Here is an 11,982-nt window from a genome sequence, read left to right as displayed (position 1 = left end):
TCCCGACTGATCGACCGTCCGATCCGTCCGCTGTTCCCAGAAGGCTTCATGAACGAAGTGCAGGTTGTCTGCACCGTCGTTTCCACCAGCAAGAAGACCGATCCGGACATCGCTGCGATGATCGGTACCTCGGCTGCCCTGGCCATCTCGGGCATCCCGTTCGACGGCCCGATCGGCGCCGCTCGCGTTGCTTTCCACGAAAGCACCGGCTACCTGCTGAACCCGACTTACGAGCAGCAAGCTGCTTCGAGCCTGGACATGGTCGTTGCCGGTACTTCGGACGCCGTGCTGATGGTTGAATCGGAAGCCAAAGAGCTGACCGAAGACCAGATGCTGGGCGCGGTACTGTTTGCTCACGACGAATTCCAGGTGGTGATCAACGCTGTTAAAGAACTGGCCGCTGAAGCTGCCAAGCCAACCTGGAACTGGGCTCCTGCGCCAGAAGCCACCGAACTGCTGGGCGCTATCCGTGCCGAGTTCGGCGAAGCGATCTCCCAGGCTTACACCATCACCATCAAGGCCGACCGTTACGCTCGCCTGGGTGAGCTGAAGGATCAGGTGGTTGCCAAGCTGTCCGGTGAAGAAGGCCAGCCTTCGTCCAGCGAAGTCAAAGCTGCTTTCGGCGAAATCGAATACCGCACCGTTCGCGAAAACATCGTAAACGGCAAGCCACGTATCGATGGTCGCGACACCAAAACCGTTCGTCCGCTGAACATCGAAGTCGGCGTTCTGCCGAAGACTCACGGTTCGGCGCTGTTCACCCGTGGTGAAACTCAGGCTCTGGTAGTCGCGACTCTGGGTACTGCCCGTGACGCACAGCTGCTGGACACCCTGGAAGGCGAGAAAAAAGACCCGTTCATGCTGCACTACAACTTCCCTCCGTTCTCGGTAGGTGAGTGTGGTCGCATGGGTGGTGCTGGTCGTCGTGAAATCGGTCACGGCCGTCTGGCCCGTCGCTCGGTTTCGGCCATGCTGCCAGCCGCTGACGTGTTCCCGTACACCATCCGCGTGGTTTCGGAAATTACCGAATCCAACGGTTCGAGCTCGATGGCTTCCGTTTGCGGCGCTTCCCTGGCTCTGATGGACGCTGGTGTTCCGATGAAGGCGCCGGTTGCCGGTATCGCCATGGGTCTGGTTAAAGAAGGCGAGAAGTTCGCCGTTCTGACCGACATCCTCGGTGACGAAGACCACCTGGGCGACATGGACTTCAAAGTAGCGGGTACCGCCAAAGGTGTTACCGCGCTGCAGATGGACATCAAGATCAAAGGCATCACCGAAGAAATCATGGAAATCGCTCTGGGCCAAGCCCTGGAAGCGCGCTTGAATATCCTCGGTCAGATGAACCAGATCATTGGCCAGTCGCGTACCGAACTGTCGGCCAACGCTCCGACCATGATCGCGATGAAAATCGACACCGACAAAATCCGTGACGTTATCGGTAAAGGTGGCGCGACCATCCGTGCGATCTGCGAAGAAACCAAGGCTTCGATCGACATCGAAGACGACGGTTCGATCAAGATCTTCGGCGAAACCAAGGAAGCTGCTGAAGCTGCACGTCAGCGCGTTCTGGGCATCACCGCTGAAGCCGAGATCGGCAAGATCTACGTGGGCAAGGTTGAGCGCATCGTCGACTTCGGCGCATTCGTCAACATCCTGCCAGGCAAGGACGGTCTGGTGCACATCTCGATGCTGAGCGACGCTCGCGTAGAGAAAGTGACCGACATCCTGAAAGAAGGCCAGGAAGTGGAAGTGCTGGTACTGGACGTGGACAACCGCGGCCGTATCAAGCTGTCCATCAAAGATGTGGCAGCAGCCAAGGCTTCGGGCGTTTAATCAGCCCAAAGCGTTAGCGCAATAAAAATGCCCCGCCGTGAAAACGGCGGGGCATTTTTTTGTCTGGCATAAAGATCAAAAGATCGCAGCCTGCGGCAGCTCCTACACAGGCTGCGATCTTTGCTTTTGTGAAAACCGGTGCTAGGTTTAGCCCACCGCCCGTGTAGCTCAGCCGGTAGAGCAGCGCACTCGTAACGCGAAGGTCGCAGGTTCGATTCCTGTCTCGGGCACCATTTCCCTCATGCCCCCTCGATTTATGTCCCTCAGGTCAAAGTTTTTGTGAGAGAGATGTAAAGACCCGTGTAATTCGTCATGCAAACGTCCTATATTCGGTGCCTGCATGAGCATCGCTTAGCAGTTTTCAGATGATCCCGAATGGTTCCGAAGGCCGGAAGAAACCGCGTCAGAGAGATCCTTGATGATCCAGATCCATCCTCCATTCTTACGATCAGCGAGAACGCCATGACCGAATTAACTCAAGAGCAACGTCACGAACAAGCGCTGGAGAAATACAAACTCGACGCGCCCCAGCTGTTGGAAGAGATCAAGGACTTGAGTCCTGACGATCAGAAAGACCAGATTCAGTGGGCATTCGAAGACGAAGCCGAGGCCCAGGGCCTGCAGCCGTGGGAACTGACGCTCAAGTACACGAGCACGCCGGAGGAGTTCGAGGCGCAGCGCCTCGTGCTGCACAAAGAGGCGGCTGAAGTGCTGGGTGTCGATTGGGAAGAGTACTGCGAGATGAATAATCTCGTCGTATAAGAGCAGCAGCGAGTCTCAAGCGGCAAGCTACAAGTCGGAGCAAAGCGCTGTGGCTTGTAGCTTGTAGCTTGTAGCTCGCAGCTTGCCGCTGCTGTCAAAGACTCAAGCGCATCGACAGGTCGACCGCTTTGACATCCTTGGTCATCGCGCCGATCGAGATGTAATCCACTCCGGTTTCGGCGATTGGCAGCAGCGTGCTTTCGTTGATGCCACCGCTGGCTTCCAGTTTCGCCTTGCTGCCGTTCAGGCGCACGGCTTCGCGCATGTCGTCCAGACTCAGCTCATCGAGCATGATGATGTCGGCGCCGGCTTCCAGCGCTTCTTTCAACTCCTCCAGACTCTCCACTTCGATTTCCACCGGTTTGCCCGGCGCGATCTTGTGCGCGGCCGCGATGGCCTGCGGGATTCCGCCGCTGGCAGCGATGTGGTTTTCCTTGATCAGGAACGCGTCGTAGAGGCCGATGCGATGGTTGTGGCAGCCGCCGCAGGTGACTGCGTATTTCTGCGCCAGACGCAGGCCCGGCAGGGTTTTGCGGGTGTCGAGCAGCTTGACCTGAGTCTCGCCGACAAAATCCGCCAAATACTGCGCCCGCGTCGCCACGCCGGACAGCAGTTGCAGGAAGTTCAGCGCACTGCGCTCGCCGGTCAGCAGCGAACGGGCCGGGCCTTCCAGATGAAAAAGCGGCTGATTGGGTTTTACCCGCTGGCCATCGACCACTTGCCAATGCACCGCGACGCGTGGATCGAGCTGACGAAAAACCGTATCAACCCACGCTGTGCCGCAGATGACGGCTTCGTCACGGGTGATGATGGTGGCTTTGGCCAGACGTTCGGCCGGGATCAGTTGCGCGGTGATGTCGCCGCTGCCGACGTCTTCGAGCAACGCACGGCGCACGTTGGCTTCGATTTCGGCGGTCAAATCGGCGAGACGTAGATTCGGCATAACGGACTCCACAAACAAAGTGATTCGATTATAGGGGCATGGCGCGAGCCAACCCAAGGCGTGAACGTGCGTGGTTGACTGCATCCGGTCGAATTTCTTTGAGCAAAGGCCGGCAGACGTGGTCAATGCAAGGGGCGAGGTATAGGGAAAACCCTGACGGCTATAGCGGCGGGGACACCTTTTGCAAGATAATCCGCCTTGCATTTGACGTCATGGCTTTGACGTCCTGATTGAAATTGTGGGAGCGAGCCTGCTCGCGAATGCATTCTTTCAGTGACATTGCTGCGGCTGACATACCGCCATCGCGAGCAGGCTCGCTCCCACAGGGGATCCGGGTTGGCTTGACCGATTGAATCACCGTTTCAGGAGGCTTGGATGCACAACGACGGGAAAGTAGTGCCTTTTCACAAGGGGACTACGGATCAGGCGAACCATTCGCCGCTCGCCCGCCTGCCTGTGATTCTGCTTCAGGTTCGCGACAAGGCTGCGCAGCAACTGCGCCACGGCTTGCAGGAGCTGTTCGATAACGCCGACGACACCCTGTTCGAAATGGCGGATCGCGCACGCAATGACGTCGAACAGAACATCTTTTTCGAAGCCATGCGCGACCTGCGCCTGAAGCGCAAAAACATCGAGCGTGGTTTTCTCGAACTGTTTTTCGAGGCTTTCGTCGGCCTCACTCAATACGACGCCTCACCCAACGCCCTGCCGCCCGCACTGATGTTCGACGAGTCGGCGCCACGCACCGACGACATGGAGCGCAGCGTGGCGATTGAGACCATGGTTGGCCGGGTGCTCAAGCGCGATGGCTTTGCGCTGGATCAATTGAGTGCGCGGCTCAGCGTTTTGCTCGGCAAACCTCTCGACGCGCAGCACAACCCGCTCGCCCCGGCGATGCTCTGTGAGTACTTCTTGCAGGCCGGGCGCAACCTCGGCGTGGAGATCAAGGTCAAGCTGATCCTGCTCAAACTGTTCGAGCGCTATGTCCTCGCCGACACCGAGCAGTTGTATGCCGAAGCCAACCAACTGCTCAGCGTCACCGGCGTACTGCCCGAGCTGAAACCGGCGCCGGCGCGACGGGCGCTTGATCGCGCGATGGCCAACGTGCACAGCGAAGACAGCGACGAACCGCTGCCGGCCGACGAGGGTGTGCAAGAAGTCTTCGCCGCGTTGCAGGAACTGTTACTGCAAGTGCGCGGCAGCGTCGCGCCGACACTCGAGCCCAGCGCTGCTACACAGCCGATCAGCACCCGCGACCTGCTGCGTCTGCTCTCGCACTTGCAACAATATGTGCCGGCACTCGCGGCGCAGGACGATTTCGATCTGCGCAATCAGCTTGAACAGTTGTTGACGCGGGTCAGCCTCAGAAGTGGCAAATCGCGGATTGTCGAGGGCGCGGACGAAGACGTGATCAACCTGATCGCCATGGTCTTCGAGTGCATTCTGGATGACCGTAATGTGCCGGATTCGCTCAAAGCGCTGATCGCGCGTTTGCAGATTCCGATGCTCAAAGTGGCGGTGCTCGACAAGAGTTTCTTCAGCCGCAGCAGCCACCCGGCACGGCGCCTGCTCAATGAAATCGCCGCTGCCGCAATGGGCTGGGGCGATAGCGACAGCGAAACTCGCGACAACCTTTATGTGCGTATCGAACAAGTGGTGCAGCGCCTGCTCACGGATTTTGTCGATGATCCAGCGATCTTCTCCGAACTGCTGGCCGACTTCCTCGCTTTCACCAGTGACGAACGCCGCCGCAGCGAACTGCTTGAACAGCGTTTGCGCGATGCCGAAGAGGGCCGGGCGAAAACCGAGCTGGCTAGGCGTCGGGTCGAACGGGCGTTGAATCAAGCGCTGTTGGGCAAGGTGTTGCCGCCGGCAGTGGTGACGTTTGTTGAGGATGCCTGGAGCAAAGTGCTGCTGCTGACCTGTCTCAAACATGGCGAGGCTTCCGCCCAGTGGCGTGACGACGTGCAGACCATGGAGCAACTGGTCTGGAGCGTGCAGCGTCACAACGACGCGGAATCCGGTCTGCGTCTGTTGGCTTTGGTGCCCGGTCTGCTCAAATCGCTGCGAGATGGCCTGACTCGTGCGGCATTCGATCCATTTGCCACCAGCGAATTTTTCAGCGAACTCGAAACCCTGCACGTGAGGGTGCTGGAGCCCGCCAGCGAGGCCGATCCGATGATCGAAGTTTCGCAGCAGATTGTTTTGCCTTCCGCCGATGAGGGCGCAATGGTGAAAAACTCTACGCATCTGCCGGACGATGCCGCTGGTCTGCGTCAGGTCGATCAATTGCGTCTGGGCAGTTGGGTGGCGTTTCAGGAAGACGAAGAACACAGCTTGCGCTGCAAACTCGCGGCAATCATCGACGCCACCGACAAATACGTTTTCGTCGACCGCACTGGCATGAAAGTCCTCGAGCGCAGTCGTGCCGCGCTGGCGGTGGAATTCCAGCGTGGCGCCGCGCGAACACTGGACGACACTTTGCTGTTCGACCGGGCGCTGGAATCGGTGCTGGGCAACCTGCGGCGACTCAATCGTTCCAAGTGATCGCGCGCCGGGTGCCGATCACGGCATACTGGACGCCAACACAGTCGGCGCTGAAGGAATCGTTATGCAGCTGGATCCCGCTAGCGGGTGGTGTCACGGGGTGCAGGTGTGCCCATCGCCCAATTTCAATGAACGCCCGGCGGGCGAAGTTTCCCTGTTGGTCATCCACAACATCAGCCTGCCACCGGCGCAATTCGCCACCGGCAAGGTGCAGGAATTTTTCCAGAACCGTCTGGATGTCACCGAACATCCCTACTTTGCAGGGATCGCCGACCTACGCGTCTCGGCGCATTTTCTGATTGAACGTGACGGCAAGGTCACTCAGTTTGTCTCCTGTCTGGAACGGGCGTGGCATGCGGGCGTGTCGATTTTTGACGGTCGCGAAACCTGTAACGATTTTTCCGTGGGCATCGAGCTCGAAGGCACCGATGATCTGCCCTTCACCGATGCGCAGTATCAAGCGCTGACCGTGCTCACCCGTCAGTTGCAAAGAGCATTTCCGGCCATCACCGGCGCCCGTATTTGCGGGCACAGCGACATCGCACCCGGGCGTAAGACCGATCCTGGCCCGGCATTCGACTGGGCGCGTTACCGCGCAGCCCTGGCACAAGAGGAAGGACAATGAGTTTTCTGGTGTTACTGCTGGCCGTCTGGATCGAGAAGTTCTCGGCCCTGCGCCATCGGGTTCAACGCGATGGCGGATGGATCCGCGAACTGAACAAACTCGAAAGCAGCGAGCGACTGGCGGGTAAACCATGGCTGGTGCTGACCATTCTGGTGCTGTTTCCGGTGGCGCTGCTGGCGCTGTTGCTGGTGGTGCTGGAACCGGTGGCTTACGGTCTGCTGGCGTTGCCGGTGCATTTGCTGGTGGTGATTTACAGTCTGGGACGCGGCGATTTGCTCGGCGGTCTCGGGCCGTTCCGCGATGCCTGGCGCCGTGAAGATCTGCAAGCGGCGGCGCATGTCGCCAAGCGCGATCTGAATATCTGCGCCGACAGTGGCGAAGAGCTGCTCGATCGCGTGCAAGGGCATTTGCTGTGGGAGGCCTATCAGAGCTTTTTCGCGGTGATCTTCTGGTACTTCGTGCTCGGCCCGGTGGCGGCGTTGGCGTATCGCTTGTTGGCGCTGGCTGAAGAACACGGCACGAACCCGGCGCTGGTCGAACGCGCCGCGCAATTGCGCCATGCTTTTGATTGGGTGCCGGTGCGACTGCTGGCGGCGAGTTTTGCCTTGGTCGGCAATTTCGTTGCGGTTGGCCGGGTGATGTTGCATGAGTTGCTGAACTGGAACATCAGCGCTGCGCAACTGATCAACAAGGTCGGCTTGGCAGCGGGGGAGATCCCGCCTGCTGCGGTCGGGCCGGAAGGCATTACTACCCTCGACAGCCTTTGGGAACTGCTGCTGCGCGCGGCGGTGTTGTGGTATGCCGGGTTTGCTTTGTGGACAGTTTTGATCCACTGATTTAAACAAAGATCAAAAGATCGCAGCCTGCGGCAGCTCCTACAGGGATTGGGTTTTCTGTAGGAGCTGCCGCAGGCTGCGATCTTTTTTTTCGTTAACCTTAAGTTACAAAACCTTCCGCCGATTTGAGCTATACAGTGATGGCGCCGGATAGTGGCTATCTGCTGTCGTCCCGCGCCTGCCAATAAAAACAAGAAAAACCAAGGGAGACTTCCAGTGAAGAGCTTGCTCTATCCCGCCGTCTCGCTGATGAACCGTCTGAGCTTCGGCATGAAGTTCAGCTTGATCAGCGTGCTGTTCCTGGTGCCGATGCTGGTGACCAATTTCTATCTGGTGCGCGATTCCTATCGCGAATTCCAGGGCACCCGCGTCGAGCTGCAAAGCCTCGATCTGCTGGGCAGCAGCCTGACCCTGCGCCGGGATCTGGAAACCCTCAACAATCTGGTGCAGATCAACGTCACCCTTGGCCAGTCCGGCAAGGCGGGCAACATCGAATCGAAAATCACCGCCCTTGAACAAGTCGTACTGACGCGATTGCAAGGTCTAACGGCGATGACCGAAGATCCTGAACAGATCAAGGCTTTCGACGGCAAACGCGATGAAATGATTGCCGCGTTCAAAGCCCAGCAAGTGGAAAGCTCACTGCAAAGCAAAAGTGCGCTGATCGGCAAATTACTCGCCAGTGCGCAGATTTTCAGCCAGATCATCACCAGTCAGGCTGGTTTGAGCCGCGACAATCAGGGCGATATTCGTCAGCTCAGCGAGCTGGTCACCCTGATCACCCCCGGCGTCACCCAGACCCTTGGCGAAGGCCGGGCGATCGGTTCGTACTCGCTGGCGCAGGGCTTTCTCAACAGTGCCTCCAGTACGCGGTTCGACGAACTGCTGGTGAAGATCGAAAAACTTCAGGCCGAGTACGGCTTGAAACTGCAGGATGCCCTCGCTTCCAGCAAAGCCGCGCGGGACGACCTCAGCGTCGAGGCCGACAACAGCAAGGCATCGCTGAAACAAGCCAGCGAATTGTTCGAAGAACAGGTGGTGATGGCCGACACCCTCGATGCGCCGTGGCAGGCGTTTTACGACCAGGTCACCGCGTTGATGGATAAAACCTACGCGCTCAACGAAGCTTCGCTGAAATTTCTCGACAGCCAATTGCAGCAACGTCTGGCGCATAACCGCACGCACATGATCTTGCAGGCGGTGGCGCTGTCGGTGGTGTTTGTGCTGATTTTCTATCTCTATGGCGGTTTCTACGCCTCGACCCGCACCACGCTCAAACGTCTCGGCGCGATGATGGACAAAGTCGCGGCGGGGGACATGACGGTCAACTTCAAGGCCAATAGCCGCGATGAGTTGGGTGAGTTGGGCGAAGTGTTTAACGGTACGGTGAAGAAGATTCACGACTTGATTGAGCGCGTTGGCCAGACCGTCGGTGAGGTCGAGCGCCAAGCGGGGCAGGTTGAGAACGTTTCCGCGCAGAGCAATCAGGCAGTGGCGGGGCAACGCACGCAGATCGAGCAAGTGGCGACGGCGATGAATCAGATGTCGGCGACCTCGCTTGAAGTCGCGCGCAGTGCCGCAGCGGCGGTAAGCAGCGCCCACAGCGTCAACAACGAGACTCTCAGTGGTCGCGGTCTGGTCGAGTCGCAACAGGGCAGCATTGCTGCGCTTGCAAGCGAGATTGATCAGTCGGTGTTGGTGATCAATCAGTTGGCGAGCGATAGCCAGTCGATCAGTCGCGTGTTGGAAGTGATCAAAAGCATCGCCGAGCAGACCAATTTGCTGGCGCTCAACGCCGCGATCGAAGCGGCGCGGGCTGGCGAGCAGGGCCGCGGTTTTGCGGTAGTGGCGGACGAAGTACGCACCTTGGCTAAACGCACACAGCAATCGACCGAAGAAATCGAGCAGATGATCGCCAAGTTGCATGGCGGTGTCGGCGCGGCGGTGAAGGCCATGGGCGTCAGCCATCAGATGGCCAATGGCACGGTCGGGCAGTCGGAAAAAGTACAGCAGGCGCTGGAAAACATTCTTGGGGCTGTGGGCATGATCGTCGATCAGAACCAGCAGATTGCGGCGGCGGTGGAGCAGCAAACGGCGGTGGCCCATGACATTGATCAGAACATCGTCGAGATCAATCGTGCCGGCGAACGCACGGCGCAAGGCGCGCACCAGACCGAAGACGCCAGTCGCGCGCTGTCTGCCCAGGTCGTCGAGTTAAAACAACTGATCAGCGCCTTCCGCGTCTGAGCCGTATCTTAAAACTTGTGCGAACCTTTGTGGCGAGGGGATTTATCCCCGATGGGGCGCGAAGCGCCCCCAAAACCTGAAACAGAGTTTTATCTGATAAAACGTGAACTATGGTTTTGGGGCCGCTTCGCAGCCCATCGGGGATAAATCCCCTCACCACAAAAGCCCGTTCCCACAGTAACCGCGTTACCAGCCGAACACTTCGCAGCTGTTGGCGGTGCTGGCGGCGGCGAGTTGTTGCGGGGTGATTTTCATCAATTCAGCCAACGCCGCGCAAATCGCCGGCAAGTGCGCCGGTGTATTGCGGACACCTGGGAACATCGCCGGCGCCATGTCCGGTGAATCGGTTTCCAGTACGATCGAGTCCAGCGGCAACTCCGCCAATACCCGATGCATGCGCAACGCCTGCGGCCACGTCGGCGCGCCGCCCAGACCCAGTTTGAAACCGAGTTTGATGTACTCGCGCGCCTCTTCACGGCTGCCGGCAAACGCGTGGATGATCCCCGCGCGTTTGAGCTTGAAGCGTTTGAGCGTAGCGATCACCGCCGCGTGGCTGCGGCGCACGTGGATCAACGCCGGCAACTCAAAATCCGCCGCCAGTTGCAGCTGTGCTTCAAACAGCAACTGTTGGCGCTCGCGATCCAGCGTTTCGATGAAGTAATCCAGACCAATCTCGCCGACCGCGCACAACTGTCGATGACCCTTTAATCGGGTCAGCCAATCACCGAGTGCCGTCAAATCTTCCGGACGATGCTGATCGAGATACACCGGGTGCAAGCCGAACGCCGCGTGCAAATCAGCATCGCTCTGCACCAGATCCCACACCCGTTGCCAATTACCCTCGTATACACCCAATACCACCATCCGCCGCACCCCGAGTGCGCGGCTTTCGGCGAGCAACGCCGGGCGATCGGCGTCGAAGTCGGGGAAGTCGAGGTGGGTGTGGCTGTCGATCAGCTCCACGGCTCAGTCCCGGTGAATACGCTGCTTGAAGGTACGCGCAATGGCCTGCACGCCAGGCTTGTATTCCGATTGCTCGACGGCAGCGAGCGCCAGTTCCAGCGCCTTGTCGGCGATCAACTGGTGCTGCTGAGCCATGGCGTTGACCGGCAACGGCAGGAAATCGAGCAACTGCGTATCACCGAATGTGCCGAGGCGCAGCGGCCGCGATTTCAACGGGAAGTCATGCAGCGCATCGAACACGCCCTGCAACAGCACGTAGGAAGTTGTCACCAGCGCGTCTGGCAAATGCCCCAGACGTTGCAGGAGTTCTTCCATCAATTGCTTGCCACATTCGCGGCTGAAGGCTTCGGCGTGCTCCACGAGCACTTCGCCTTTGAAATCGGCCAAGGCTTGTTTGAAACCAGCGGCACGCTCTTGGCTGATGCTTAGCTCAGGCCGCGCACCGAGCAGTACGATTTGCTTGAGCTGCGGTTCGAGCAGGCTTTGCGTCAGGTGCTGACTGGCTTCGCGGTCGTCACTGATCACCGAGCAGAAATGCTCCGGCTCCATGACCCGGTCGATGGCGATGATCGGCGTGCCCTTGGCCTGCAACTGGCGATAACTGTCATCACCGGCCGGCAGGCAACTGGCGACGATCAGCGCATCGCAACGACGCGCGCGGAACAGTTGCAGCAACTGGCGCTCGCTGTCCGGCGCATCGTCGGAGCTGGCGATCAGCAATTGATAGCCGCGCGCCCGCGCACCTTGCTCCAGCAGCTTGGCGATCCGCGCGTAACTGGGGTTTTCCAGATCCGGCAGGATAAAACCCAGCGTGCGCGTATGCCGACTGCGCAGCCCGGCCGCTTGAGGATTGGGTGTAAAGCCATGCAGATCGACCACCGCGCGCACACGTTCGACGGTGGCGGTACTGATGCGCTGCTGTTCGGCCTTGCCGTTGATGACGTAGCTGGCGGTGGTCACGGACACTCCGGCCAACCGCGCGATATCACTGAGTTTCAACCCGGGATTTCCTTGTTTTTTCGAGCTTGCCGCAACATTTTCGCCAATCCTACCCGATTAGGGCAGACGACTATTGTCGCAACGCATCCGACAAGTTGGACTTCAAGGATGGGACATTATCGAGTAACGTGCCCATCAATCTAGATTAAACGTTTCAGCAAGCGTATTTTCTACGTTTTAGACGCCTTTGGCCGGTTCTGCCGTGAAACCGCCAAAACTGCCGCTGA

At 58.8% G+C, this 11,982-nt stretch carries 9 protein-coding genes, 1 tRNA gene and 1 pseudogene; 8 read left to right on the top strand and 3 right to left on the bottom strand.

Annotated features, from left to right (window positions below):
* The 3 genes from pnp to ACIP66_RS12800 all read left to right on the top strand — a co-directional run.
* Positions 1 to 1,833 (top strand): polyribonucleotide nucleotidyltransferase (gene pnp / locus ACIP66_RS12810; RefSeq protein WP_400648508.1); only part of this gene is annotated, 1,833 nt, incomplete at its 5' end.
* A gap of 157 nt (positions 1,834 to 1,990) precedes the next feature.
* A tRNA-Thr gene (locus tag ACIP66_RS12805) sits at positions 1,991 to 2,066 on the top strand.
* A 229-nt stretch (positions 2,067 to 2,295) separates the two neighbouring features.
* On the top strand, positions 2,296 to 2,595 hold the full coding sequence (locus ACIP66_RS12800) for a DUF6388 family protein (protein ID WP_159812909.1): 300 nt from the start codon (positions 2,296 to 2,298) through the stop codon (positions 2,593 to 2,595).
* A gap of 94 nt (positions 2,596 to 2,689) precedes the next feature.
* Here ACIP66_RS12800 and nadC read toward each other — a convergent pair whose 3' ends face one another.
* The gene (nadC, locus tag ACIP66_RS12795; protein ID WP_400648505.1) at positions 2,690 to 3,538 is read right to left on the bottom strand and encodes a carboxylating nicotinate-nucleotide diphosphorylase; all 849 of its coding nucleotides are present in this window, start codon (positions 3,536 to 3,538) and stop codon (positions 2,690 to 2,692) included.
* Between the two features lie 375 nt (positions 3,539 to 3,913).
* Between nadC and ACIP66_RS12790 the strand changes: the two genes are divergently transcribed.
* The 5 genes and pseudogenes from ACIP66_RS12790 (at position 3,914) to ACIP66_RS12770 (ending at position 9,793) form a co-directional block, all read left to right on the top strand.
* Positions 3,914 to 6,085 carry a DUF1631 domain-containing protein gene (locus ACIP66_RS12790; RefSeq protein WP_400648503.1) on the top strand — a complete coding sequence of 724 codons (2,172 nt, stop codon included), beginning with the start codon at positions 3,914 to 3,916 and terminating at the stop codon, positions 6,083 to 6,085.
* A gap of 64 nt (positions 6,086 to 6,149) precedes the next feature.
* Positions 6,150 to 6,710, top strand: coding sequence for a 1,6-anhydro-N-acetylmuramyl-L-alanine amidase AmpD (gene ampD, locus ACIP66_RS12785; protein ID WP_053117041.1), 561 nt, complete (start codon positions 6,150 to 6,152; stop codon positions 6,708 to 6,710).
* The gene (gene ampE, locus ACIP66_RS12780; RefSeq protein WP_053117042.1) at positions 6,707 to 7,546 is read left to right on the top strand and encodes a regulatory signaling modulator protein AmpE; all 840 of its coding nucleotides are present in this window, start codon (positions 6,707 to 6,709) and stop codon (positions 7,544 to 7,546) included. The genes ampD and ampE overlap by 4 nt, the downstream gene beginning before the upstream one ends.
* Positions 7,547 to 7,795: 249 nt before the next feature.
* Positions 7,796 to 8,887 (top strand): annotated as a pseudogene (locus ACIP66_RS12775) (methyl-accepting chemotaxis protein); the annotation flags it as partial.
* Positions 8,864 to 9,793, top strand: a complete 930-nt coding sequence (locus ACIP66_RS12770; protein WP_400648517.1) for a methyl-accepting chemotaxis protein — start codon at positions 8,864 to 8,866, stop codon at positions 9,791 to 9,793. The pseudogene ACIP66_RS12775 and the gene ACIP66_RS12770, both read left to right, overlap by 24 nt.
* 186 nt (positions 9,794 to 9,979) lie before the next feature.
* Here the strand turns inward: ACIP66_RS12770 and ACIP66_RS12765 are convergent, their stop codons facing one another.
* Positions 9,980 to 10,756 (bottom strand): TatD family hydrolase, encoded by a 777-nt coding sequence (locus ACIP66_RS12765; RefSeq protein WP_400648499.1) that lies wholly within the window; start codon positions 10,754 to 10,756, stop codon positions 9,980 to 9,982.
* A 3-nt stretch (positions 10,757 to 10,759) separates the two neighbouring features.
* The gene (cra, locus tag ACIP66_RS12760; protein ID WP_212544096.1) at positions 10,760 to 11,755 is read right to left on the bottom strand and encodes a catabolite repressor/activator; all 996 of its coding nucleotides are present in this window, start codon (positions 11,753 to 11,755) and stop codon (positions 10,760 to 10,762) included.
* Positions 11,756 to 11,982 lie beyond the last annotated feature (227 nt).

Origin of the sequence: Pseudomonas sp. NPDC088429, assembly GCF_044753305.1 — a bacterium.
In the GTDB taxonomy this organism is placed as follows: domain Bacteria; phylum Pseudomonadota; class Gammaproteobacteria; order Pseudomonadales; family Pseudomonadaceae; genus Aquipseudomonas; species Aquipseudomonas rustica.
This window is presented reverse-complemented; position numbering and strand designations above follow the sequence as displayed.